Origin of the sequence: Nocardia sp. AB354 (genome assembly GCF_049538315.1) — a bacterium.
GTDB classification, from domain to species: Bacteria; Actinomycetota; Actinomycetes; order Mycobacteriales; family Mycobacteriaceae; genus Nocardia; species Nocardia nova.
Window position 1 is genome coordinate 50522 of record NZ_JBMVFU010000023.1, and the last position, 23823, is coordinate 74344.

General features: G+C 68.1%; 21 protein-coding genes. 11 read left to right on the forward strand and 10 right to left on the reverse strand.

Going from position 1 to position 23823, the window contains the following annotated elements:
- Positions 1-9: 9 nt before the first annotated feature.
- Positions 10-2013, forward strand: coding sequence for a hypothetical protein (locus tag ACPCUW_RS27385; protein ID WP_030514783.1), 2004 nt, complete (start codon positions 10-12; stop codon positions 2011-2013).
- Between the two features lie 96 nt (positions 2014-2109).
- Here ACPCUW_RS27385 and ACPCUW_RS27390 read toward each other — a convergent pair whose 3' ends face one another.
- The 4 genes from ACPCUW_RS27390 to asnB form a co-directional block, all read right to left on the reverse strand.
- Positions 2110-3702 carry a purple acid phosphatase family protein gene (locus ACPCUW_RS27390; RefSeq protein WP_423428021.1) on the reverse strand — a complete coding sequence of 531 codons (1593 nt, stop codon included), beginning with the start codon at positions 3700-3702 and terminating at the stop codon, positions 2110-2112.
- 281 nt (positions 3703-3983) lie between these two features.
- Complete coding sequence (locus tag ACPCUW_RS27395; protein ID WP_063018276.1) at positions 3984-4253, reverse strand: DUF2277 family protein; 270 nt, start codon at positions 4251-4253, stop codon at positions 3984-3986.
- A gap of 52 nt (positions 4254-4305) precedes the next feature.
- Entirely contained in the window at positions 4306-4656 is a 351-nt protein-coding gene (locus ACPCUW_RS27400; RefSeq protein ID WP_423428023.1) for a hypothetical protein, read from the reverse strand.
- Between the two features lie 222 nt (positions 4657-4878).
- Positions 4879-6804, reverse strand: a complete 1926-nt coding sequence (asnB, locus tag ACPCUW_RS27405) for an asparagine synthase (glutamine-hydrolyzing) (RefSeq protein ID WP_423428025.1) — start codon at positions 6802-6804, stop codon at positions 4879-4881.
- Positions 6805-7259: 455 nt separating this feature from the next.
- Here asnB and ACPCUW_RS27410 point away from each other — a divergent pair, with 455 nt between their 5' ends.
- Both ACPCUW_RS27410 and ACPCUW_RS27415 read left to right on the forward strand, forming a co-directional pair.
- Complete coding sequence (locus tag ACPCUW_RS27410) at positions 7260-8258, forward strand: cytochrome c oxidase subunit II (protein ID WP_423428027.1); 999 nt, start codon at positions 7260-7262, stop codon at positions 8256-8258.
- Between the two features lie 18 nt (positions 8259-8276).
- Positions 8277-8693: a cytochrome c oxidase subunit 4 gene (locus tag ACPCUW_RS27415; protein ID WP_030514776.1), complete on the forward strand. Its 417-nt coding sequence runs from the start codon at positions 8277-8279 to the stop codon at positions 8691-8693.
- A 144-nt stretch (positions 8694-8837) separates the two neighbouring features.
- Here ACPCUW_RS27415 and ACPCUW_RS27420 read toward each other — a convergent pair whose 3' ends face one another.
- Both ACPCUW_RS27420 and ACPCUW_RS27425 read right to left on the reverse strand, forming a co-directional pair.
- Positions 8838-10121, reverse strand: a complete 1284-nt coding sequence (locus ACPCUW_RS27420; protein ID WP_030514775.1) for an FAD-binding oxidoreductase — start codon at positions 10119-10121, stop codon at positions 8838-8840.
- Between the two features lie 28 nt (positions 10122-10149).
- On the reverse strand, positions 10150-11061 hold the full coding sequence (locus tag ACPCUW_RS27425; protein WP_423428029.1) for a lysostaphin resistance A-like protein: 912 nt from the start codon (positions 11059-11061) through the stop codon (positions 10150-10152).
- 388 nt (positions 11062-11449) lie between these two features.
- Here ACPCUW_RS27425 and ACPCUW_RS27430 point away from each other — a divergent pair, with 388 nt between their 5' ends.
- Positions 11450-12217: an SDR family oxidoreductase gene (locus ACPCUW_RS27430; RefSeq protein WP_423428031.1), complete on the forward strand. Its 768-nt coding sequence runs from the start codon at positions 11450-11452 to the stop codon at positions 12215-12217.
- 35 nt (positions 12218-12252) lie between these two features.
- On the opposite strand, the gene ACPCUW_RS27435 is transcribed toward ACPCUW_RS27430, so the two are convergent.
- The 3 genes from ACPCUW_RS27435 to ACPCUW_RS27445 all read right to left on the reverse strand — a co-directional run bounded on the left by ACPCUW_RS27435 (position 12253) and on the right by ACPCUW_RS27445 (position 14577).
- On the reverse strand, positions 12253-13029 hold the full coding sequence (locus tag ACPCUW_RS27435) for a hypothetical protein (protein WP_423428033.1): 777 nt from the start codon (positions 13027-13029) through the stop codon (positions 12253-12255).
- A 90-nt stretch (positions 13030-13119) separates the two neighbouring features.
- On the reverse strand, positions 13120-13578 hold the full coding sequence (locus ACPCUW_RS27440; RefSeq protein ID WP_423428034.1) for a PASTA domain-containing protein: 459 nt from the start codon (positions 13576-13578) through the stop codon (positions 13120-13122).
- Positions 13579-13695: 117 nt separating this feature from the next.
- Positions 13696-14577, reverse strand: a complete 882-nt coding sequence (locus tag ACPCUW_RS27445) for an IclR family transcriptional regulator (protein WP_423428036.1) — start codon at positions 14575-14577, stop codon at positions 13696-13698.
- 410 nt (positions 14578-14987) lie between these two features.
- On the opposite strand from ACPCUW_RS27445, the gene cysD reads away from it, so the two are divergent.
- The 5 genes from cysD to ACPCUW_RS27470 are packed head-to-tail and all read left to right on the forward strand — an operon-like array spanning position 14988 to position 20997.
- Positions 14988-15893, forward strand: coding sequence for a sulfate adenylyltransferase subunit CysD (gene cysD / locus ACPCUW_RS27450; protein WP_030514770.1), 906 nt, complete (start codon positions 14988-14990; stop codon positions 15891-15893).
- Positions 15893-17782: an adenylyl-sulfate kinase gene (gene cysC, locus ACPCUW_RS27455; RefSeq protein WP_423428038.1), complete on the forward strand. Its 1890-nt coding sequence runs from the start codon at positions 15893-15895 to the stop codon at positions 17780-17782. The genes cysD and cysC overlap by 1 nt, the downstream gene beginning before the upstream one ends.
- A gap of 35 nt (positions 17783-17817) precedes the next feature.
- Positions 17818-19056 carry a hypothetical protein gene (locus ACPCUW_RS27460; protein ID WP_423428040.1) on the forward strand — a complete coding sequence of 413 codons (1239 nt, stop codon included), beginning with the start codon at positions 17818-17820 and terminating at the stop codon, positions 19054-19056.
- Positions 19053-19844 (forward strand): SDR family oxidoreductase, encoded by a 792-nt coding sequence (locus tag ACPCUW_RS27465; RefSeq protein WP_063018253.1) that lies wholly within the window; start codon positions 19053-19055, stop codon positions 19842-19844. The genes ACPCUW_RS27460 and ACPCUW_RS27465 overlap by 4 nt, the downstream gene beginning before the upstream one ends.
- Positions 19845-19857: 13 nt before the next feature.
- Positions 19858-20997 carry a sulfotransferase family protein gene (locus ACPCUW_RS27470; RefSeq protein ID WP_063018251.1) on the forward strand — a complete coding sequence of 380 codons (1140 nt, stop codon included), beginning with the start codon at positions 19858-19860 and terminating at the stop codon, positions 20995-20997.
- A gap of 70 nt (positions 20998-21067) precedes the next feature.
- On the opposite strand, the gene ACPCUW_RS27475 is transcribed toward ACPCUW_RS27470, so the two are convergent.
- Positions 21068-21733 (reverse strand): TetR/AcrR family transcriptional regulator, encoded by a 666-nt coding sequence (locus ACPCUW_RS27475; RefSeq protein WP_036523997.1) that lies wholly within the window; start codon positions 21731-21733, stop codon positions 21068-21070.
- A 140-nt stretch (positions 21734-21873) separates the two neighbouring features.
- Here ACPCUW_RS27475 and ACPCUW_RS27480 point away from each other — a divergent pair, with 140 nt between their 5' ends.
- Positions 21874-23025 (forward strand): acyl-CoA dehydrogenase family protein, encoded by a 1152-nt coding sequence (locus tag ACPCUW_RS27480; RefSeq protein ID WP_423428043.1) that lies wholly within the window; start codon positions 21874-21876, stop codon positions 23023-23025.
- A gap of 25 nt (positions 23026-23050) precedes the next feature.
- The gene (fabG, locus tag ACPCUW_RS27485; protein WP_030514763.1) at positions 23051-23809 is read left to right on the forward strand and encodes a 3-oxoacyl-ACP reductase FabG; all 759 of its coding nucleotides are present in this window, start codon (positions 23051-23053) and stop codon (positions 23807-23809) included.
- Positions 23810-23823: the final 14 nt, after the last annotated feature.

A 23823-nucleotide genomic window follows, 5' to 3' on the forward strand; every position in this document is an offset into this window, starting at 1 on the left:
GGATCCTGATTGACTCCACTCGGCAGCGACGACGACACTCTGGACAGACGTCTCGCCACGCTGGACGAAGCCACGCGAATTCTGGGCGCCACCAGCGATTTCGGTAAGCAGGTGAAGCTGTCCAGGGTGCTGGGTGCGCTGCGGCGGGTGCTACTGCTGCCCGGCGGCTGCGCGGCGGTGCGGGCCCGGGCGAGCGGTCTCGAGGCGGCCGGGCTGTTCCTGGGCACCGACTGGGCGAAACCGGAGATCCTCATCCCGGCGCTGAGTGTGGGCTCGTTGCGCAGCGCCAACGCCGACACGGTAGTGCTGGAGACGGTGAGCGATCTGCGCCTGCTGGCGGTGGCCAAGGGCGAGTTCACGCATCCGTCGGTGAGCGCGGAGCAGGCGCTGGGGCATCTGTCACAGGTGCTGGCGGTGAACCTGAGCCTGCTGTTCACCCCGCCCAGCGAGGCCGAACGCGAACAGCAGGGGCGGATGGCGCGGGTCTCGCGGGAGCTGCTGCATCACCTGGTGGAGGAGATCGGCTACGAGAAGGTGCTCGAGCATCTCGTCGACGAGATCTGGCGGATTCTGCGCCAGCGACCCATCCAGGTCGAGCAGGTGAAGCGGATGATCACGCAGATCGCCGTCGCCCGCAGCAATCCGGATATCGATCTCGGCGCCACCGGGCTGGGTGCGGACCGGCTGATCAGCAGCCTCTACGGCACCACCGACGCCTGCCGGGAGGATCCGGGTGTCGAGGTCTACCGCACGCGCCTGGACGGTATGGACGACAGCGCATTGCAGTACGAGGCAACGGGTTTCGCGCGCTCGATGCACGACACCGGGCTGGTGTCGCCGTATCATGCGGTCCTGCTGCGGTTCCTGCTGACCAAGGGGGAATATCTGCTCGGTGAGGCGCTGGGCTTGTCCAGCACCGGGCGCGACAGCCTGCTGTGCTACCACGAACTCGTGCGCAACCTGATCGAGGAGGCCGTGCACGTCGAGACCGCGCAGGGCATCTACGGGCTCGCGCTGCTGCTGGAGCGGGGGATTCTGTATCAGCCGCCGGTCGCGCCCGCGCTGTGGCGGCAACTCGCGCTGCAGGTATCGCCGCGCTCGCGGGAGCGGCTGCACGAGGTGTTCGGGCCGGTGCCGGACGCACGGGCGCGGTTGCTGTCCGGGATGCTGTCGATTCTGGGCCTGCCGCTCGGCGTGGGCCAGGGCGACAACCCGACCTGCCAGTCGGCGCGCGCCCTGTCTATGTGGGCTTACAACGATCCCGACTATCTGTTGCAGACCGTGGCGTGGGCGGCCCGCGACGACGAGATCGTCATGCATTTCGAGGGACAGCCGATCTCCTCGAAGGAGGCCGGTGCCGGGGTCGCGACCTCGCTGCCGATGGACCTGGACCCGGTATCGCTGCTGGTCGTCCCGCATCTCGATCGGATCTACGCCGAAATGGGGCGGCGCTGCGCCGGGCGCGAGGGCGATCCGCATCGGTGGATCAACCCCGAATTCCACGGCTGGTGGTCCGGGCGCGGATTCCGCATCAATGTCGACGTCGAGACCGGGCGGCTGATCGACGTCGACGAATTCCTGCGGCACTTCTACGCCAGCTACCACCCCTTCTACAACGGCAATCAGCCGCTGATCCACCCGCAGCCGGCCGGCATCGCGGTGACCGACAGCGCCGCCCGGTTCGTCGGCTGGCACGCGATCACCATCCTGCGGGTCAGCCTCGATCCGCAGGACACCATGCGGGTCTACTTCTACAACCCGAACAACGACAGCGGCCAGGACTGGGGCGACGGCGTGGTCGTCGGCACGGCCGGGCACGGGGAACGGTTCGGTGAGGGATCGCTGCCGTTCGAGCAATTCGCCTCGCGGCTCTACATCTTCCACTTCGACCCGCTCGAACGCGGCGAACCGGCCGCGGTGGCGCGTCCGGAGCTGGATCGGGTCGTCGGCTACATCCACCGCAGCTGGGGCGCGGACCGGTTGCCGGAGATCGTGAGCGATGCGCCGTCGTGACCCGGCGGATAGGTCGCGTGCACGGACGATTCACGGTGGCGAGCGGCTCTCGTGGCCGAGGGCGATGCGATCGCCGCGCGATCATCGCGCTGTGGGTCAGCTGTCGGAGCGGGGGCGGGTGAGGATGAAGGTGTCCACCGGTTTCAGCGTGTCGGTGACGGCGTAGTAGGTGGCCGTCATGGTGGTGTGGCCGCCGGGGGAGCCGGGGTTCACGTCGAAAGCGCAGAAACCGTAAGGGTGTTCGGGGTCTTTGAAGGCGGACCAGGGTGCTTGCTCCATCACGTAGATCGGCGCCTTCTTACCCGTGCCGGGGTCGACGGCGCCGACACCGGTGATCACCCGGCACTGCTGTCCGGGGAAGAACAGCCCGTTCGAGGGGACGGAGGTGCCACCGCCGCCGATCACGAGATGCACTGTGCCCTTGGAGGTGTCGATGATCTCGGGTGCGGTCGCGGTGGCGGGCGTGACAGCCTCCGGGACCGGTTTCGGGGTGAGGGTGTCGCTGCCGAGGACGCCGCGGACGGGATGTGAACGCTCGTAATGGTGTTCGTGACCGCACAGCACCAGATCGACCTGGTAGCGGTCGAACAGCGGCAGCCACTCCTGGCGGATCCCCAGATCGGCGCCGTTGGCCTTGTCGGCCGAGGAGATCGCGGTCTGGTGCATGAACACGACGATCCAGTCGATGGCGCGGTCGGCTCGAGCGGCGGCCAGTTCCTCGTCGAGCCAGCGCTTCTGGGCGCCGCCCGAGTAGCCGTGCACGTAGGAGTTGCCGCCGTCCTGCAGGCAGATGTCGTCGTTGGCCACCGCGATCACCCGGACCGCGCCGACCGTGAAGGCGTACCAGAGCCCGCGCGCGAGATTCTCGGCCCCGCTGTCGGGCACGGTGAAATACGTTTGGAACGCCTCGTAACCGATCGGACCGTTGCCGCGTTCGTTCTCGTGATTGCCGGGCGCCGGCATCCACGGTCGGTGGCGAGCGGAGCGAGAATTGTTGGCCCACCAGTCGTTCCAGGTGCGGATCCGGTCGGTGGCGAGATTGGCGTAGCACAGGTCGCCGTTGACGAGATTGAACAGCGGGGCGAGATGTTCGATCCCCGCGGTGACATCTCCGGCGACCGGGGAGCCGAGGTTGTCGTTGACGTAGCGGCCGTTGTCCAGTTTGCCGAGCGTCGGGGTGCCCTGATCGCCGAAACTGGTGAAGCGGAACGCGGCCCGGCCCGCCGGTGCGGTGCGGTGTGTGCCCAATTCCGGTGTGGCGCCGTCGTGTCCGGCCGCGTAGATGTAGTCGGTGTCCGGCGTGAGCCCGCTCAGTACCGCGTGATGGGCGTACACCTCCGTGCCCGAGGCGGCGTCCCGGTAGACCCGGGTCTGCGCCTGGGCGGTCGCGCCGAAACCCGTTGTCGCCGTGCCGAATCGCACCACCGGATTGCGCACCGAACCCGGACTCTGCCAGCTCACCACGGCCTCGCGCGCGGCGTCGGCGCCGAACTGCAGGTGCAACCCCGTGACCGGTGGTGCCGCCACCCGGGCCGGCTCGATCGCCAATTCCGGCGACAGCGGCCAGAATCGCCCGCCGCTGCCGGTCGACGATCCGTCGCCGTGCAATGCCGCCGTCGTCCCCGCGCCCACGGCCAGCCCGGCGATCGCCGCCGCCCCCGACGCGCCGAACAGCCACCGCCGGCTCACCCCACGCGATCGGTCGGGGCGAGCGCCGCCACCCTCGGGCCCTCCTACTCGAGCAGCGGCGTCCGGCCCGGCGGTGTCATCTCCGTGCGTACCGCCGCCCGGCGTCGAACCAGGACCCGCCCCCGCCCCGGCGCTACCCGCCTGCTCCGATACCGGCTCCGACGCATCCCGCTCGTCCATCCCTCCACCCAACCGTGCGCGGGTTCAGAAAACCCCACGCCACGGCGAACGCCGGGTGAATCACGAGCCGAACGCCATCGAGAACCGGTCCGCCGCCCTGCTCAGGCGCGAGCGGCGATGCGGGCTTGCACTTCCGGGCGTCGCAGCGGCGGAACCGACTTCGGCGGGGCTTTGCGCTCTGGCAGCGCCGCCAGCAGCCGGGTGGTCGCCGCCGCGATCTCGGCGACGGCCTCCTCGACCGCGGGGCGGGTGGTCTCGGAGATGCTGCTCAGACCACCCACCTTGCGGACGTACTGCAGCGCGGCCGCGTCGATTTCCTCGGGTGTCGCAGCGGGGTCCAAGCCGCGCAGCGCGGTGATGTTTCGGCACATGCCTACGAGGGTAGGCCGCGTGCCGGGTGCGATCGAGCCGTCTGATACCGGCTCAGGCGGCGCTGCCGCTCGAGAACGGCGAATAGCCGTAGCCGTAGCCATACCCGTAACCACCGGTCCACGGGCTGTACCACCCGGGATAGCCGCCGTAGCCTCCGCGCGGGCCGCCCCAGCCGGGCATTCCCCAGCCGCCGTGATGGCCCCAGCCGTGATGGCCCCAGCCGTGGACGAACTGGATATCGGTTCCGGGTGCCTGGACTTCCTGGGACTGGGCCGGGGGCGCCGCCGGTTCGGCGAGAGCGGGGCCGGCGGCCGCCACGATCGGGGCCGCCGCGATGGCGACCGCGATCACCGTGCGGGACATGCGGGTGCGGATCTTCGAGGGCAGTTCGTTTCGAACCATCGGAATTCCTTATGTACGTGTCTCGGTCATATCCGTCCACGGCTCGAGCCGAGCCGCTCAACTTGCTTGACGCCATTTAATGTACCGCTATTTAACGGCACGTTCAAGAGCGTCGAAAAGATGACGTGACGTCTATGCACGCGTACGAAAGGAATCGATGGGGCCAGCGCCGCACCGCCGGGCCGTGATCGGCTGCGGTGCGACGCCGCCTCGCGGTAGCGGCTAGAGCCGCACGGGGTAGGTGGGCTCCTGAATATCGGGCTTGATCCGGTTCTCGACGAAGATGCCGTGCCAGATCATGAACACCAGCAGGGTCCACAGGCGACGGCTGTGGTCGCCGTTGCCGGCGCGGTGTGCCTCGAGCATCGCCTTGATCGCGGACTTGTCCAGCAGATGGTCGGTGTGCGATTCCGCGATCTGGGTGGCGGCCCAGTCGTAGAGCTCCGGGCCGCGCAGCCAGTGCCGCAGCGGCACCGGGAAGCCCAGCTTCGGCCGGTGCAGCACATGCGGCGGGACGATCGTCTCGAGTGCGCGACGCAGCGCGTACTTGGTGGTCTCCTTGGTGATCTTCTGCTGATACGGGATCCGCTCGGCGACCGCGAACACCTCGGGGTCCAGGAACGGCACCCGCAGCTCCAGCGAGTTGGCCATGGTCATCTTGTCGGCCTTGACCAGGATGTCGCCGCGCAACCAGGTGAACAGGTCCAGATGCTGCATGCGCGCCACCGGATCCCAGCCGCGTGAGCGCGCGTAGATCGGGGCCGTCACATCCTGGTGCGTCCATTCCGGACGGAATTCGCGCAGCACCGACCGCAACTGGGCGTCGTTGAAGCTGCGCGCGTTGCCGTAATAGCGCTGCTCGAGCGGCAGCGAACCGCGATGCAGCAGGCTCTTGCCGCGCGTTCCGTCCGGAATCCGGTCCGAGAGCTTGCCGGCCAGTCGCCGCACACCCTTCGGCAGGTATTCGAAGGGCTTGAGCGACAACGGTTCCCGATAGATCGTGTAGCCGCCGAACAACTCGTCGGAACCCTCACCGGAGAGCACCACCTTGACGTGCTTGCGGGCCTCCTGCGCCACGAAATACAGCGGCACCAGCGCCGGATCGGCCACCGGATCGTCGAGGTACCAGACGATCTCGGGGATCGCGCCGGCGAACTCCTCGGGGCTCACGGTGCGGATGAAATGCTTCGCGCCGATCGCCTCCGCGGTCTCGGCCGCCACGTCGGCCTCCGAATACCCCTCCCGCTCGAACGCCGAGGTGAAGGTGAGCAGATTCGGGTTGTGCCGGATCGCCAGCGCCGCGATCGCGGTGGAGTCGATGCCACCGGACAGGAAGGCGCCGACGGTGACGTCCGCGCGCATGTGCTTGGCGACCGAATCCTCGAGCACCGCCGCGATCTCGCGGTAGCGAGCCTCCTCCGAGCCGGCCGCGAACGGGCGCACCCGGAAGTTTGGCTCGAAGTAGCGGGTCACTTCCGGCGCGGCCCCGGGACGCAGCGTGGCGTAGCAGCCCGATTCCAGCCGGCGGATGTTCGCGTGCAGCGACTCCGGCTCCGGCACGTACTGCAGCACCGTGTAGTGCTCGAGCGCGCGCGGATCCAGCGCGTCCGACAGATTCAGCGCGGGCAGCAGTTCCAGCAGGCTCTTCTTCTCGCTGGCGTAGGCGGTGCCGCCCGGGCCGGTGGCCAGGAACAGCGGCTTGATGCCGAACGGGTCGCGGGCCAGCACCAGCTCCTGGGTTTCGGTGTCCCAGATGGCGAAGGCGAACATGCCGCGCAGCTTGGAGAATGCCGCGGTGCCCCAGTGGTGATAGGCCGCGACGATCGCCTCACCGTCGCCCTCGGTGGCGAACCGCGCCCCGAATTCGTCGCTCAGCTGCGCGCGCAACTCCAGGTAGTTGTAGATCTCACCGTTGAACGCCAGCGCATAACGCTGCGGATTCTCCGGCGGACCCCAGCGCAGCGGCTGATGCGAATGCTCGATGTCGATGATCGAGAGGCGGTTGAAGCCCAGGATGATGTGTTCGTCGTGCCAGGTGCCGCGCTCGTCCGGGCCGCGATGGCGCCCGCACTGCAAGGCGTCGTACACCTGCTGTACGACGGAGTCGGTGGCCACATCGGCGGTCAGAAATCCCAGCAGTCCACACACTGCGTCGAGAACCTCGTTTCCGGATCGGGTACGCGGAGAACATTCGAAACCAGTCCCCGAGTATGCCGCACCGCGGCCCGGCTCGTCGCCTCGCTGGGCGGCGGTCGCCCTCGCCTGGGATTTCGCGCCCGCGCGCGCGGGCGGCGCAACCGATCGGCCGGGATCGCACCCGGTGGCCGGTGTGTCGAAAGCGACCCGGGCACAACGCGGGAGGCGGTTTGGTCTACGCTGCGTAGTACTCGGGAACTCTCGTGGTCGGCCGTGCGTTCGGCGCGGCTCGCGAAAGGCTCCCGAACGTGCTGAAAACGCGCTGCCCGGCATCCGGGTGGCGCCGTGTCGGATGGACGACCAGGAAGGCGTTGAGCGTGGCGCACAAGGCGAGCGAAGCGATAGGGGCACGACCCGCCCGGGTACGGCGGGGCCGCATCCTTCGGCGGGCCGGGCTGGCGGTGTCCATGGGGATCACCGTGATGCTCGTCTCGGGCTGCTCGATCGACAATCCCGTGCTTCGGTTCGGCTGGCCCACGGGTGTGACCCCGCAGGCGACCCGGATGCGGGAACTGTGGACGTGGTCGGTCGTCGCCGCCCTGGCGATGGGTGTGCTGGTCTGGGGTCTGACCTTCTGGACCGTGACCTTCCACCGCAAGAAGAAGACCTCCCCGGAGTTCCCGCGGCAGACCGGGTACAACGTGCCGCTGGAGCTGACCTACACGGCGATTCCGTTCGTGATCATCGCGGTGCTGTTCTACTTCACCGTGGTCGTGCAGAACTACGTGCACGAGAAGACCTCGAACCCGGATGTGGTCGTCGACGTGACCGCGTTCCAGTGGAACTGGAAGTTCGGTTACCAGAAGGTCGTCGGCCAGAACGGCCAGGTCTACGAGGGTGTCGACCAGACCCGTCAGGCGCTGAACGAGCAGATCCAGGCCGAGTACAAGGAGCGCACCGCCGACGGCCACCCGCAGCCGGGTCCGGTGCACGGCCTGCCCGCCAACGACATCTCGTACCTGCACTACGACAAGGTCGAGACCATCGGCTCGTCCAACGAGATCCCGGTGCTGGTGCTGCCGACCAACAAGGTCGTGGAATTCCAGCTGGCCTCCGCCGACGTCATCCACTCCTTCTGGGTGCCGGAGTTCCTGTTCAAGCGCGACGTGATGCCGAACCCGAAGGAAAACCACTCCGACAACACCTTCCAGATCACCAAGATCGAGCACGAGGGTGCTTTCGTCGGCCGCTGCGCGGAGATGTGCGGTACTTTCCACTCGATGATGAACTTCGAAGTGCGTGCCGTGACGCCGGACAAGTTCGACAAGTACATCGCCGCCCGCGAAGCGGGTAAGACCAATGCCGAGGCCCTGTCGAGCATCGGCGAGTCGCCGGTCGCGACCACCACGCACCCGTTCGACACCCGTCGCACCGCGCGTGAAGCCAGCCAGGCCGAGAGCAAGTAAGAAGGGTACTGAACAGACATGAAGGTCGAAGCACGCATCTTCGAGCTGCTCACGGTGTTCTTCATCATCGTGGCCGTCGTCTACGGATTCTTCACCGGCCAGTCCCGCACCGGCGTCGAGTGGGCGGGTACCACCGCCATCGTGCTGACCGCCGGACTGACGCTGATCGTCGGCACCTACTTCCGCTTCGTGGCGCGCCGGTTGGATCTGCGCCCCGAGGACTACGAAGAGGCCGAAATCGTCGACGGTGCCGGCGACCTGGGCTTCTTCTCGCCCGGCAGCTTCTGGCCCATCCTGCTGGCCGGTTCCGCCTCGGTTACCGCGCTCGGCTTCGCGTTCTTCCAGTACTGGCTGATCGGCCTGGGCGTGCTCTGCATCCTGGCCTCGGTCGCCGGTCTGGTGTTCGAGTACCACGTGGGACCCGAGAAGCACTGAGCATCCGACGCTCGAGCGCCCCGGCTTCGGCCGGGGCGCTTCGTCGTTGATGGGGCTTTTTCGAGATATCGCCGAAAAGGGATATCTCCGGAAAAGCCGAACGCCCCGACATGTCTGCCGGGGCGTTCGGTCTTCGCCGTGGGGTCAGTCGGGGGTGTGGTAGCGGCGGGCGCGTTCGGAGCGGCAGATGTCGTCGATGCCGGAGGTGATGTCGCGCAACAGTTCCGGGGCGCCGGAGCGGCCCGAGTAGGTGCCGGTGGGGCGCAGGCGGCAGGTGAAGGTGATGAAGCCGTGGTCCTCGCCGGCGGACTCGTGCAGATACGGGGACCGCACGCCGTAGGTCATGGCGGAGATGACCGTGATGGCGCCGCTGCGCTCGCGATGCTCGGCGAACAGGTCGTGCAGGCGGTGGAAGACGGTGCTGTAGCTGCTCAGGGGCGCGAAGACCGCCACCCGGTAGGCCGGGCCGCGCTCGGAGGAGCTGATCACGGTGTCGGCGAGATATTCGGCGTCGCGCAGCGTGAGGACCTTGGGGGCGAACATCAGCGCACCGGCGGCGGCGTTGCGCACCGGCATACCGGCGCGGCCACCCGCGGCCGAGGCGATGGCGCCCAACGACTTTCGCGCCCGCGCACCCAGTTCGCGGCGGGCCCGCAGCGACGGGGTGGCGGTGGTGGGGTGCAGACTCGACCACTGGCCGAAGCGGACCGTGCCCAGCTGGATGTTCCCGGTGCCGACCGGACGCGAGACGCGCAGCGGCGCGGTGTCGACCCAGCGGCCGACCTGCAGCAGGGCATCGCCGGGGCGGGTGATCTCGGCGTGCGAGTGTTCGACGAAGGTGTCGAAGTCGAGGAAGCGGTGCGCGTCGGAGGTGAGCCAGGTGTGGTCCTTGTCGACCTCGATGGCTTGCAGCGTCAGCGCCGTGATGATGCCGGTGCGCCCGGCTCCGCCGAGGATGCGGTGGAATCGCTCGGCATGATGGGTGCGCCCGCAGGTGCCGAACCTGCCCTCGGGGTCCACGTATTCGAGGGCGACCACGTTGTCGCTGAACATGCCGTAGCGGTGCGAGGCCGCGCTGAGCCCGCCGACGGCGGCGAAACCGCCGGCGGTTATCTCGCGGTGGTCGCCGACGATCGGCAGGCCGAGGCCGTGTGCTGCCAGGGTGCGATCGATATCGGACAGCCGTGCGCCGGCCTGCACGCGCACCAGCCGCGCATCGGCGTCCACCGCCTGCACCCGGTTCATCCGGCGCAGCGACATCACGATGCGACGGTCGGGCGGGGCCGGTTCGTCGTCGAGCTGCTCGCTGCTGTGGTCGCCGCCGCGCACGGTCAGCGGTTGCGGTCGTGAATCCCGCACTGTGCGAACGACATCCGCGGTGTCGCGGGGCAGATATTCCTCCGGCAGAGCAGCGAGCGTGGTACTCATGGCCTCAAAGCTAACCACAGTAGCGGCGCTACGTCTGCACCGAAGTTCGCAGTGCAGGTGCGGGGGTTTTCGCTACCGGCGCGAAGGCGAACAATGCGGCTGCGACGGCCGCCCACAGGATCCACCCGGGGAGCCCGGAGCCGCCCACTAGCGTGTGCGCGTGCTCGCTCGAGTCGGCCGACCGCAGGGCGCCGAAGATCAACGCTCCGCTGTTCCACGACGCGTGCGCGACCGCGGCGGGCCACACGCTGGCCGACCGCAGCCGCAGCCAGCCGAGGACGGCGCCGAAACAGACGGCGAACGGGATGTAGGCCGATGCCGACCAGGCGCCGATATCGGTGAAGCCGTAACCGAGCAGTGTGAGCGGAGCGTGCCAGAGGGCCCAGACGACCCCGGTCGCGACCAGCGCCACCGGGGTGCCGTAGCGGGAGATCAATTGTGGCAACAGCCAACCGCGCCAGCCGATCTCCTCGCCGAGCGCGTTCGGCAGCGTCGCGATGACGGACGTCGTCAGTGTCTCGAACAGTATTGCGACCACCGTCGAGGTGTCGAACTTGCCCAGATCGAAATGGAACCAGCCGGGCGCCGCGCTGATCTCGTAGGCGATCCACGCGACCATTTGCGTGCCGAGCCAGGCGGCGACGATCAACCGAGCAGTGCGGGCAGGTGCCGGACCGAGGCCGAGGCCGACGTCGGCGGCGAAGCCGGGGGCCGCCGGGACGCCCGGTGCGGCGGGGCGCGCGAGCACAGGCTGCCGCATCCTCGACCGTGCGACGAGAACGGCCACTGTCGGGGCGAACATCATGAGGGCCGCGCCATCGTTCAGCCACGGGACCGATTCCAGCCCCTTCCCGTCGATCCAGGGAACCGACGCGAGCACCCACGCGAGTGCGTACGCCACCACGATGTATGTGGCGATATCCGAACGCCGAGCAATCATATGTCCGTCCTTGCGACTGAATCCGATGCCGATCGGGATCGGCCGCCACTGGTCTCGGCATTCGGCGCCCCCGGATACTTCGACGCGGGGGACGTGGAATCGGTTCCCGCGCAGTGTGGTTCGGACGGCGTGTCCGCCGATGTGCGGGCGCGCCGGACGAGGTGAGGCCGGACGTACCCTGAACTTTTCGTGCAAACCGCCACAGAAAATGCGGAAAACCGCCGAATTCGGCGAGGTTCGCACGATTGATTCACCATCATTGGATCTGCAGACGCTTACCGTCGGCGTGCGGCGGCGGTCCGATGGTGGCGCAGGGGTGTGGTGATTCGGATGTGACATCGGCTGTCGGGTGCTTGCCCGGACTCCGGATGCGGGGTTGGGTAGGGGCATGAGCACAGTGCTGGTGACCGGTGGAACGGGCGCGCTCGGGCGGCACATCGTGGATCGGCTGCGGGAACGCGGGCACGACGTGCGGGTGCTGTCGCGGCGCCCGGGTGCGGGGACGCATGTGGGGGATCTGACGACCGGTGCCGGGGTGCGCGACGCTGCCGAGGGCGCGGAGTCGATCGTGCACGCGGCTTCGGATTTCCGGCGGTTCGGTAAACCCGATATCGAGCAGACCCGGAACCTGCTCGCGGCCGCCGGGGGAGCGCGGCATCTGCTCTATGTGTCGATCGTCGGCATCGACCGCATCCCTTTCGGCTACTACCGCAATAAACTCGCCTGCGAACAACTGATCGCCGACAGCGGTGTGCCGCACACGATTCAGCGCGCCACCCAATTCCACGACCTCATCGCCGCGGTCCTGTCCGCGGTGCAGAAGCTTCCGATCGCGCCGCTGCCCTTGGATTTCCGCTTTCAACCGGTCGCCACCGAAGATGTGGCCACCCGCCTCACCGACTTGGTAGAAGGCGAACCACGCACCCGCGCGGACGATTTCGGCGGCCCACAGGTGCTCACCCTGAAGGAACTGGCGAAGATCTGGCAGCAACACCACGGCCGCCCGCGCCGCACGGTGCCGCTGCCGCTACCCGGCACGATCGCCCGCGCCTTCCGCGCCGGTGACAACACCTGCCCCGACCACGCCGACGGCACGCGCACGTGGGCGGAGTATGTGGCCTCCGATCCGGGGCGGAGCTACCACCTGCGCGGGTAGGGCGGTCGGGTGCCACGACGCCGGCCGGGTCGGGATCAGGCCAGTCGATCCGCCGGTGTCGCTCCTTCGTCGAACATCGCCGCTGGTTCGTCGGAGTAGAACAATTCGAGATCGCGTCCCCACAGCAGACCGAGATCGCGTTCGACGGCCCAGTCCACCACCGTCCAGAGCGATTCCCGTTGCGACTGCCGGTCCGCATCCGGGTCGTGACGCGGTAGCAGCGTCGCGAGTTCGTGCGTCTGCGGCGCGTTCAACCAGCCGCCGACACCTTCCCCGAAGCCGCCACCGCCGTGCACCCAGTAGCCCGAGTGCGTGTCCAGCCGCACGAGAAGCTCTTGTACCCGGAACACTTCGCTGTCCGGTTCCGGACGTGAGTCGTGCCACAGAAGTAGCGACGGGAAGATCGACCACGGGGATGGCACCCTCAACCCCAGATGTCCCCAGGCCCGCACGGCCTCGCCGGTGACGACCCACTCCACCAGTTCAACCAGTTCCCAATACCCCCAGCCCGGCTCGCCCGGGCGGCGGCCCGGCTCGGTGAGTGTGCCGCCGACGACCCGAAAGTCGCGCCCCAGGTCGCAGGTGGCGAACGACTCGTCGAGGTGGGCCACTACCGCGGCCAATCCTTCGAACCGGCACGGCTCGGGTTCGCCGAGGGGGTCGCCGTCGTCGATCATTCCGCGGCCGTGCGCGTACATGCGCTGCAATGCCCCGGTGACAACGGGATGTTCGTGCCCTGCGCGCAGCGCGGGAATCACGACATCGCGAAATCTCTGCTCGTCGAAGGCGCAGACGCCGCCCCATACACCCACTGCCACTCCCGCCGCTGTTCGATCGTGGACGCCATCATCGGTCGACCGCGGGGCCTGTGACAACCGAAAATCGCGCGGCGGTAGCCGATTTCAGCACTGGCCGCCGCCGACCTCGCCGGTGGTGAGCTCGATGGTGGCGCCGGTGGGGACCGAGACGCCCGCGTCGGGATTCTGAGTGGTGATCACGCATTGGCCGCCGCCCGGGCCGCGGCTGGTGCCGCCGGTGATGTGTGCGCGCAGGCCCGCGGCGGTGAGGAGCTGGTCGGCGAGGGCCGGGCGGTCGCCGCGGACATCCGGGACGCTGACCGTGCCGGCCGCGGGGGATGTGGTCGTGCCGGTGGGCTGTGCCGGGTTGGCGGCATTCGGTGTACCGGACGTGGCGGTGGCGGCTGCCGTGCTCGCACCGGTGGTAGACGTTGCGGGCGTGGCGGTCTCGGAATCGCAGCCGGACAAAACTGCGGTCAGTGCGAGTGCGGCGATCGAAATCCGCAGGGACAGAACGGTACGACGGTTGTGGTTGGAACGGCGTGGGAAGGTTGTGGTCGGCACATCCCGACCGTAGTTGCTCCCGCGTCGATGTGCGCGGGCCGTCGGTGAGGAGACGATTGCTGTTGCCTTCGCTCGGTTGGGGGGCGCATCTGTGTGGGGGCAGGGCATGCCGATCGGTCAGGTGCCGGTGGTGGTTCGGGTGATCTTTTCCGCGGTGGCGGTGATCGCTGCGCCGAGGGCGGTGAGGTGCTGGGCGGAGAGGCGGGTGTCGGGGCAGGCGACGACGGCGGCGATGACGCGGTCGCCGGCGAAGATGGGGGCGGCGACCGTGACTACGGCGTTTTCGGCGCCGAGTTCGTCGGGGAGGTAGTCGATGGTGATCAGGTCCGTGATCATGCTGCCCAGGCGGTTTCGGAGTGGATCGGTGACCGGGGAATTGCGCAGGGCGGCAAGGGCTTCGAGGACCGGAGCGGATTCGTCGGCGAGGCGCTCGACGGAGTAACCGCGGTCGCGCACGGCGTCGAGGACCGCGAGCAGGCGTTCGCGATGGGCGGGGTCGGCGTGGGCGATCCAGGCGGTGCGTTCGGAAGCCGGTGCCCAGGCGATGAATTCACGGGCCACCGGCGGTGCCAGGGGCAGGCGGCGGCCCTGCCGGATCCACGGGACCGACGGGGTGCCGGCGACCTCGGTGACGATGATCGAACCGTCGTCGCGCTCGGCCAGGAAAACCGGAAAGCCCTGTTCGGCAACGAATTCCCGCAGCATGTCGGCAGCCAGGCGGCGCAGCGGGAAGGCCGCCTCCGCGCGGCGTGCGACGGCGAGCAGCCCCATCCCGAGCCCGTAGTTGCCGTCGAGATCGCGCACCGTCCAGCCGTCGGTCGTGAGCTGGGTCAGCACCGCATGTGCCGTCGCCCTCGACAGTCCGGTCTCGCGCACGATCCGCGCCAGCGACAAGTGCTCGGCGGGCCGGCGCGACAGCAGGTCGATCACCCGCACCACGCGATGCGTGGGTGGTGATCCCGCGGAGGCGGTAGGAGTGACCTCGGTGCTCTCGGACATCGCGCCCTTTCTGGTCGATAGCGGTGACGAGTCGCAACGGTCCGCACCGCCGCTCACCGTACCGGTGCGAGGCGGGCCGGCTTCCCGGTCCGGAGCGCTGAATGGTCGGGGGGCCCGGTTCAGCGCGATGGAGGCCGGGGCTTCGAGGCGCTGGTCGGCTCTCGAGCCGTCGGATCTGCGTGCGCCGGATCGGAGTCGCGGCTCAGGACGATGCAGCGACTTCGCACCCGGTATGGCGGCTCCGAACATGCGCCGTCGTCGACAGCCCCTTGACCGACGCGCAGCTGTCCGCTTATCGTCGGTGTCACAATATCGAACAATAGCGTCGAATATTCGACAACGCAACTCCGAAGTGGTCGAGATTTCGGATCCGGGGAAGCGATGCGAGCGATGCGGACAAGGCGAATGTGATGCGGACGGGATACGAGCTGTCGCATCTGTCGGCCCTGGAGGCCGAATCGGTGCACATCTTCCGGGAGGTGGCGGCCACCTTCGAACGACCGGTGCTGCTGTTCTCCGGCGGTAAGGATTCGGCGGTGATGCTGGAGCTGGCCCGCAAGGCGTTCTGGCCGGCGGCGCTGCCGTTCGCGCTGCTGCACGTCGACACGGGGCACAACTTCGACGAGGTGATCGAATTCCGCGATCGCACGGCGGCCAGGCTCGGCGCGCGGCTGCTGGTGGCGCGGGTGCAGGACGATATCGACGCCGGGCGGGTCACCGAACGCCCGGGGGAGAGCCGGAATCGGTTGCAGACCACCACATTGCTGCGCGCGATCGGCGAACATCGCTTCGACGCCGTGTTCGGCGGGGCGCGCCGCGACGAGGAGAAGGCGCGCGCCAAGGAGCGGGTGTTCAGTTTCCGCGACGAATTCGGCGCCTGGGAGCCGCGGGCGCAGCGCCCGGAGGTGTGGAACCTCTACAACGGCAAACACCGTGCGGGCCAGCACATCCGGGTGTTCCCGCTGTCGAACTGGACCGAACTCGACATCTGGGAGTACATCGACCGCGAGGCGGTGGAACTGCCGCCGCTGTACTACGCGCACCGCCGCCCGGTCTTCCGCCGCGACGGAATGCTGCTGGCCGCCAATCCTTTCCTGACCCCCGGCCCGGACGAACCGGTGTTCGAGACGACGGTGCGGTTCCGCACCGTCGGTGACGCCACCTGCACCGGATGTATCGAGAGCGAGGCCGACAATCCGGCGGCCGTGATCGCCGAAACCGCGATCACCCGGCTCACCGAACGCGGCGCCACCCGCGCCGACGACCGCATCTCCGAATCCGGGATGGAAGACCGCAAGCGGGAGGGCTACTTCTGATGAGCCGCAATCTGTTACGTCTCGCGACAGCCGGCAGCGTCGACGACGGCAAGTCCACCCTCATCGGCCGCCTGCTCTACGACTCCAAGAGCCTGTTCTCCGATCAGCTGGCCGCGATCGAACGGGCCAGTGCCCAACGCGGCGACGCCGCAACGGATCTGGCGCTGGTGACCGACGGCCTGCGCGCCGAACGGGAACAGGGCATCACCATCGACGTGGCCTACCGCTACTTCACCACGCCGCGCCGCAAGTTCATCATCGCCGACACCCCGGGCCACGTGCAGTACACGCGCAATATGGTGACCGGCGCCTCCACGGCGGATCTGGCGCTGATCCTGGTCGACGCGCGCAAGGGCGTGGTCGAGCAGACCCGCCGGCACGCGTTCCTGGCCTCGCTGCTCGGGGTGCCGCACCTGGTGGTGTGTGTGAACAAGATGGATCTGGTGGACTGGTCGGCTGCGCGATTCGACGAGATCCGCGAGGAATTCGCCGATTTCGCGGCGAAGCTGACCGTCGGCGATCTGAGTTTCGTGCCGGTGTCGGCGCTGCACGGCGACAATGTGGTCACCGACTCCGAGCACACCCCGTGGTATGCGGGCCCGCCGCTGCTGAGCCACCTCGAACAGGTGCACATCGCCTCGGACCGCAATCTGATCGACGCGCGGCTGCCGGTGCAGTACGTGATCCGCCCGCACGCCGATGCCGGCACCAGCGGGGCCGGCCATCGCACCTATGCCGGGACCATCGCCGGCGGCATCTTCAAACCCGGCGACGAGGTGGTCGTGCTGCCGTCCGGGCGGTCGTCGCGGGTCGCGCGGATCTGGGGACCGGGCGGGGTGAAGGTCGACGAGGGGTTCACCGGGATGGCGGTCTCGGTGGAACTAGACGACGAAGTCGATGTCGGGCGCGGAGATATGCTGGCCCGTCCGGGAAATCGGCCGCATATCGCCGATGAGGTCGACGCCATGGTGTGCTGGTTCTCCGAGACCACCGAACTGCGGCCCGGTGCGCGCTACGCGATCCGCACCGCCGCCCAGACCACCCGCGTCCAGGTCCACGACCTCGACTACCGGCTCGACGTCAACACCCTGCACCGTGTCACGGACGCGAATGCCCTGGCGCTCAACGACATCGGCCGCCTCACCCTGCGCGGTCAGCGCCCGCTGATGGTCGACAGCTACCGCGACAACCGCCGCACCGGCAGTTTCATCCTCATCGACGAGGACACCGATCAGACCGTGGCCGCCGGGATGATCCTGGCCCGCGACACCGGGCCGGAGTCGGTGCCGGACGCCTCGGCGGCGCCGAAGGTGGTGCGCGGGGATGTCGTCTGGCACAGCTCCTCGGTGGGGCGCGGCCAGCGCCCGCACGCCGGTGCGACGGTGTGGCTGACCGGTCTGTCCGGCTCCGGAAAGTCCACGATCGCCGTGGAATTGGAGCGCCAGCTGGTGGCCGCCGGCCGCCCGGCCTATCGGCTCGACGGCGACAATCTGCGGCACGGGCTCAACGCCGACCTCGGTTTCACCGACGAGGACCGGCGCGAGAACATCCGCCGGGTGGCTCAGGTCGCCTCGTTGTTCGCCGACGCCGGCCTGATCGCCATCGTCTCGGTGATCAGCCCGTTCGCCGACCAGCGCGAGCAGGCGCGCGGCGTGCACGCCGCGAGCGGCCTGGACTTCCACGAAATCTTCGTCGACACCCCGCTGGAGGTGTGTGAGCGCCGGGATCCGAAGGGATTGTACGCCAAGGCCCGCGCGGGCCGGCTGCCGGAGTTCACCGGCATCGACTCGCCCTACGAACGCCCCGAACACGCCGAGCTCGTGATCACTCCCGATCACGGCTCACCCGCCGAAATCGCCGCGCTGATCCGCCGCGAACTGAGACTGTGAACCGCAGTTCCGCCCGCACAACACGCTAGGACGACATGAGTACATCGACAGGATCGTCACCGGGAACCGATACCGCCGCCGGAAACGGACTTCCGGGCGGCGGGTCGCTCACCGAACCGTTCACCTCGGCGATCGCCGAGGCCGAGAAGCTGATCGCGGCAGCGGATTTCATCAACGACGAGAAGGATCTCGCCGAGGGATACGACTACCTCGCGGGCAGTATCGCCGCGTGCCTGCAGCTGTCGGGCACGCACGGCACCAGCCACCCGTACTTCGTGAGCTCCACCGGCCCGCACGCGAAAATGGGCCTGGACAACCCGGATACGCTCTACTACCACGCGAATGTCGAGCCGGGTGCGGAATATCTGCTCACCGGTGTCCGCGGCAGTACCGTCGACCTCAGCTTCCAGGTGCTGCGCGGCGACTACACCGCCACCGACGTGCCCAACGGCGACGACGCCTTCGACGACCGGCGCCTGCAGATCGCCGCCGACGGCAGCTACCAGCTCCGCTTCGGACCGCCGAAAGCCGATGCCGGGCCGAACTATTTCGTCCTCGGAGAGGGGGCCTCGATGCTCGCGGTGCGCGAGGTCTACGGCGACTGGAACGCGGAGACGAAGGGCAGCATCCGCATCGAGCGCCTCGACACCGTCGGTACCGCGGCCCCCGAGCCCGGTGTCGACCAGCTGCGCAAGCGGTATCGGGCCGCGGCGCGGGCGCTGGTGCAGCGCATCCACACCTGGTTCAACTTTCCCAAGTGGTTCTACCTCGACCTGCCGGTGAACACCCTCACCGAACCGCGGCTCACCCCGGGCGGACTCAGCACGCAGTACTCCTCGGTCGGCCACTTCGATCTCGACGACGACCAGGCGCTGGTGATCACGGTGCCGAAATCCGATGCGCCCTATCAGGGATTTCAGCTCGGTAGCCGCTGGTACATCTCTCTCGACTACGTCAACCACCAGACCAGCCTCAACAGCGCTCAGGCCCAGGTCGATCCGGACGGGATGATCCGCATGGTGGTCTCGGCCCGCAACCCGGGCATCACCAATTGGATCGAGACCACCGGACGCCGCCGCGGCATCCTGCAGTTCCGATGGCAGCGCGTCGCCCGGGAGATGACCCCCGCGGACGGGCCGCGATTCGCCCTGGTGCCGTTCGACGAGGTGGCGGCGCAGCTGCCGCACTACGAATTCAACCGCATCGACGAGCAGGGCTGGCGCGCCCGCATCGCCGACCGCCAGCGCGGTTTCGCCGATCGGATGCTCGGATGAGCGCCGGAACGGGCCTGCTGGCAGACAAGGTGGTCGTGATCAGCGGAGTGGGTCCCGGACTGGGCCGCTCGCTGTGCGTGCAGGCGGCCGCGGCCGGCGCGAAGGTGGTGCTGGCCGCGCGCACCGAATCGCGGCTGCGGGAGGTGGCCGACGAGATCGACGCCGCCGGCGGGACGAGCCTGATCGTGCCGACCGACATCACCGACGACGCCGCGGTGGCGAATCTGGTCGAGCGCACGGTCGAGACCTTCGGCCGGGTCGACGCTCTGGTCAACAACGCCTTCGCGATGCCGTCGATGAAGTCGCTGGCGCGCACCGACTTCCGGCAGATCAGCGACAGCCTCGAGCTGACGGTGCTGGGCACGCTGCGGGCGACCCAGGCCTTCACCGACGAACTGGCCAAGACCCGGGGCGCGGTGGTGATGATCAATTCGTCGGTGCTGCGGCACTCCGAACCGCGCTACGGCAGCTACAAGGTCGCCAAGTCGGCGCTGCTGGCCATGTCGCAGACGCTGGCAACCGAATTGGGCGCCAAGGGAATTCGGGTCAACAGCGTGGCGCCGGGCTACATCTGGGCCGATCAGCTGAAGTGGTATTTCGGTGAGGTCGCGAAGAAGTACGGCATCACGGTCGACCAGGTGTACGAGCAGACCGCCTCCCGGTCGGATCTCAAGCGCCTGCCCGAACCGGACGAGATCGCCAGGGCCGTGGTGTTTCTCGCTTCCGAGTGGGCCAGTGCCATCACCGGCCAGACCCTGGACGTCAACTGCGGCGAATACCACGTGTGAGGAACGGAATTTCATGACCACCGCTCGTACCAACGTCGGCACCGTCGAGGATCTGCACGCATCCGCCACCAAGGCGTGCGGGCTCACCGATTTCGGCCCCGACGACTACACCGAGGCGCTCGGTGTGCTGCTCGACTCGTATCGGCGCGACGCCGACCTCACCGAACTCGGTTCCAAGATGAACCGCTATTTCCTGCGCGGCGCACTGGTCGCGCGCGCGCTGAGCGAGGCGTCCTGGAAGGCCAATCCCGGCTACGCCGAGACCGCGATCGAGCGGCCGATCTTCGTCACCGGCCTGCCCCGCACCGGCACCACCGCGCTGCATCGGCTGCTGGCCGCCGACCCGCAGCATCAGGCGCTCGAGATGTGGCTGACCGAACTGCCGCAGCCGCGTCCGCCGCGCGAGACCTGGGCCGACAATCCGGTGTTCCAGCAGATCGACGCCGGTTTCGCGCAGCATCACATCGACAATCCGGAATTCATGGGCCTGCACTACATGAGTGCCGCCGAGGTCGAGGAATGCTGGCAGCTGCTGCGCCAGACGGTGAAATCCATCGCCTACGAATCACTGGCCTATCTGCCGACCTATTCGCAGTGGTTGCAGAAGCAGGACTGGACCAACGCCTATCAGCGGCACAAGCAGAATCTGCAGCTGATCGGCCTGGGTGACACGAGGGGCTGGGTGCTGAAGAACCCGAGCCACCTGTTCGCGCTGGACGCGCTGATGGAGGTCTACCCCGACGCGCTGATCATCCAGACCCACCGCGACCCGGTGACCATCGTCGGTTCGTCGTGCAGCCTGTCCGAACAGGCCACCAAGGGCTGGTCGAACACCTTCGTCGGGGAGACGATCGGCCGCACTCAGCTCGAACTCTGGTCGCGGGGCCTGCGCGAATTCAATTCCGCGCGTGCGCGATACAACCCCGATCAGTTCCTCGACATCCAGTTCGAGGATCTGCGGGCGGATCCGTTCGGCACCGTCGAGAAGATCTATTCGACGTTCGGGCTGGATTACACCGAGGCGGCCCGGAACGCGATGCGGGCGCTCGACGAGGAGAGCAAATCGGGCGACCGCAAGCCCGCGCACAAGTATTCGCTGGCCGACTACGGGCTGACCGAAGACGAGGTGAGATCGGTCTTCGCCGACCTCTGAGATCGCCGTACCCGCCGCGGGCCGGCTCGGAATCACCGAGCCGGCCCCCGGCGTTTCCGCCGGGTGGGGGTCAGACCTCGGCGGATTTCTCGCGGCGGCGGGCGCGGCGCTGCTGGATGGCGGCGAAGCGGATCTCCAGGCCCGTGACGAACGATTCCAGCGCCAATTCGAAACTCTCCGAGTCGATTTCGTCGGCCTTGGCGCGCAGCAGGTGCGCCTGTTCCAGATGCGGGTAACGGTCGCGATAGACCTGGACGTCGTCGACGAAGCCGCGGGAGAACGAGCCGATGGTCGAACCCATCACCACGTAGCGGGTGGCCGCGCCGATCATGGTGGCCTGGCGGGGTGGCCAGCCGGCGCCGACCAGGCCGCCGTGCACGGCGTCGGCCGCGCGCAGATTCTCCTCGCGCTTACCGGGGCCCGAGGCCAGGTAGGGGACGAAGTTGGGGTGGCGGACCAGGGCGGCGCGGTAGGAACGCGCCCACGAGATCAGGCCGGTGCGCCAGTCGGCGGTTTCGAAGGCCGAGGCGTCCACATGGGACATGATGCCGGCGGCGATATCGTCGAGCAGATCGTCCTTGGTGGGGTAGTGGCCGTACAGCGAGGCCGCCTGAACGCCCAGCTCGGCGGCCAGTTTCCGCATTGAGAGCTCGGGTAGTCCGTCGCGGTCGATCAATTCCAGTGCCGTCTCGCGGATGCGTTCGCGACTCAATAGCGGTACCCGTGGCCGAGGCATCCTCGCCACCTCCTTCGCCGCGAAACCGGACCGTGCCGAGTCAACCTACACCGTCGGGCACCGGGGCCTTGAACATCCGAACGCTGTTAGTTTATCGTGACAATAGATACCTAACAACGTTCGGTTGGGAGTTTTCCGTCATGGATCTGCAACTCGGCGATGCCCACCGCGAGCTGCGCGAGGTTGCCCGCGCCTGGGTCGACAAGGAGGTCGTACCCTACGCCGCGGCCTGGGATCGCGCCGAATCGGTGGATACCGCGATCGTGCGCAAGCTCGGCGACATGGGCTTTCTCGGTATCGAGATCCCGGAGGAGTACGGCGGCTCGGGTGGTGACGCGCTGTCGTACTGCCTGCTGCTCGAGGAGCTCGGCCGCGGCGACAGCTCGGTGCGCGGCATCGTGTCGGTCTCGCTCGGGCTGGTCGGGAAATCACTCGTGAGCTACGGCAGCGAACAGCAGAAACAGCACTGGCTGCCGCGCTTGTGCGCGGGAGAGTCGCTGGGCTGCTTCGGCCTCACCGAACCGGGCACCGGGTCCGACGCGGCGAATCTGACCACCCGTGCCGTGCGCGACGGCGAGGACTGGGTGCTCTCGGGCACCAAGATGTTCATCACCAACGGCACCTGGGCCGATATCGCGCTGATCTTCGCGCGCACCGGCGAACCGGGACCCAAGGGGGTCACCGCGTTCCTCGTGCCCACGGACGCGACGGGTTTCGGCCGCACCGAGATCAAGGGCAAACTCGGTCTGCGCGGACAGGCGACCGCGGAGATCGTGCTCGACGGGGTGCGGGTGCCGGATTCGGCGCGACTCGGCGGCGAGGGGCAGGGGTTCCGGATCGCGATGGCCGCCCTCGACAAGGGGCGCATGGGCGTGGCCGCGGGATGTGTCGGGGTCGCCCGCGCCTGCCTCGAGGCCGCCGTGCGCTATGCGGGGGAACGCGAACAGTTCGGTAAACCGATCGCCTCCTACCAGCTCGTTCAAGAATTGATCGCCGATATCGCCGTCGATGTGGAGGCCGCGCGGCTGCTGGCCTGGCGGGTCGCCGACCTGGTCGATCGCGGCGAACCGTTCGGTACCGAGGCGTCGGTGGCGAAGCTGTTCGCCAGTGAGGCCGCGGTGAAGGCGGCCAACAACGCCATTCAGGTATTCGGCGGATACGGGTACATCGACGAATACCCGGTGTCGAAGTATCTGCGCGACGCGCGGGTGCTCACCCTCTACGAAGGCACCAGCCAGATCCAGAAGCTACTCATCGGCCGCGCCCTCACCGGCGTGAACGCCTTCGTGTGACAACCGATTTCGAGGAGAGAATTCGATGACAGATCAGCGCAGAGTGGCGGTGGTGACCGGGGCCGCCCGGGGTATCGGTGCGGCCACCGCGGCCCGCCTGGCCGCCGACGGTGCGGCCGTGGCCATCGCCGACCTCGACGAGAACGCCTGCAAGACAACCGCGGACGAGATCGTCGCCGCCGGTGGGGTGGCCGTCCCGCTGGCCTGCGATGTCACCGACGAGGCGAGCGTCGACGCCGCCTTCGATCGGGTCGCCGCGGAGCTGGGGTCGCTCGACATCCTGGTCAACAACGCCGGCGTGCTGCGCGACAACCTGCTGTTCAAGATGTCGGCCGACGACTGGGACACCGTGATGTCGGTACACCTGCGCGGCGCGTTCCTGTGTTCCCGTGCGGCACAACGGCATATGGTCGCCCGCCGCTACGGTAAGATCGTCAACACCTCCAGTGTCTCGGCGCTCGGCAACCGCGGCCAGGCCAACTACTCGGCCGCCAAGATGGGCATTCAGGGACTCACCCGCACCCTGGCGATCGAGCTGGGCCCCTACGGCATCAACGTCAACGCGGTCGCGCCGGGCTTCATCGTCACCGAGATGACCGCCGCCACCGCTGCCCGCGTCGGCGTGTCGGTCGAGGAGTGGCAGGCGAAATCGGCCGAGATCACTCCGGTGCGCCGGGTCGGCCGCCCCGACGACATCGCGAACACCGTCGCCTTCCTCGCCTCCGACGAGGCGTCCTTCATCACCGGCCAGACCATCTACGTCGACGGCGGCCGTCGGCTCTGAAACCGTTCCAGGAG

Excerpts from the sequence above, each read along its gene's own strand:
- ACPCUW_RS27465 (WP_063018253.1), top strand. The coding sequence starts at position 19,053 with ATGAGCGCCGGAACGGGCCTGCTGGCAGACAAGGTGGTCGTGATCAGC.
- ACPCUW_RS27475 (WP_036523997.1), bottom strand. The coding sequence starts at position 21,733 with ATGCCTCGGCCACGGGTACCGCTATTGAGTCGCGAACGCATCCGCGAG.
- ACPCUW_RS27445 (WP_423428036.1), bottom strand. The coding sequence starts at position 14,577 with ATGTCCGAGAGCACCGAGGTCACTCCTACCGCCTCCGCGGGATCACCA.
- ACPCUW_RS27410 (WP_423428027.1), top strand. The coding sequence starts at position 7,260 with ATGGGGATCACCGTGATGCTCGTCTCGGGCTGCTCGATCGACAATCCC.
- ACPCUW_RS27395 (WP_063018276.1), bottom strand. The coding sequence starts at position 4,253 with ATGTGCCGAAACATCACCGCGCTGCGCGGCTTGGACCCCGCTGCGACA.
- ACPCUW_RS27400 (WP_423428023.1), bottom strand. The coding sequence starts at position 4,656 with ATGGTTCGAAACGAACTGCCCTCGAAGATCCGCACCCGCATGTCCCGC.
- cysC (WP_423428038.1), top strand. The coding sequence starts at position 15,893 with ATGAGCCGCAATCTGTTACGTCTCGCGACAGCCGGCAGCGTCGACGAC.
- fabG (WP_030514763.1), top strand. The coding sequence starts at position 23,051 with ATGACAGATCAGCGCAGAGTGGCGGTGGTGACCGGGGCCGCCCGGGGT.
- ACPCUW_RS27480 (WP_423428043.1), top strand. The coding sequence starts at position 21,874 with ATGGATCTGCAACTCGGCGATGCCCACCGCGAGCTGCGCGAGGTTGCC.
- ACPCUW_RS27430 (WP_423428031.1), top strand. The coding sequence starts at position 11,450 with ATGAGCACAGTGCTGGTGACCGGTGGAACGGGCGCGCTCGGGCGGCAC.
- ACPCUW_RS27460 (WP_423428040.1), top strand. The coding sequence starts at position 17,818 with ATGAGTACATCGACAGGATCGTCACCGGGAACCGATACCGCCGCCGGA.
- ACPCUW_RS27470 (WP_063018251.1), top strand. The coding sequence starts at position 19,858 with ATGACCACCGCTCGTACCAACGTCGGCACCGTCGAGGATCTGCACGCA.
- ACPCUW_RS27415 (WP_030514776.1), top strand. The coding sequence starts at position 8,277 with ATGAAGGTCGAAGCACGCATCTTCGAGCTGCTCACGGTGTTCTTCATC.
- ACPCUW_RS27420 (WP_030514775.1), bottom strand. The coding sequence starts at position 10,121 with ATGAGTACCACGCTCGCTGCTCTGCCGGAGGAATATCTGCCCCGCGAC.
- cysD (WP_030514770.1), top strand. The coding sequence starts at position 14,988 with ATGCGGACGGGATACGAGCTGTCGCATCTGTCGGCCCTGGAGGCCGAA.
- ACPCUW_RS27425 (WP_423428029.1), bottom strand. The coding sequence starts at position 11,061 with ATGATTGCTCGGCGTTCGGATATCGCCACATACATCGTGGTGGCGTAC.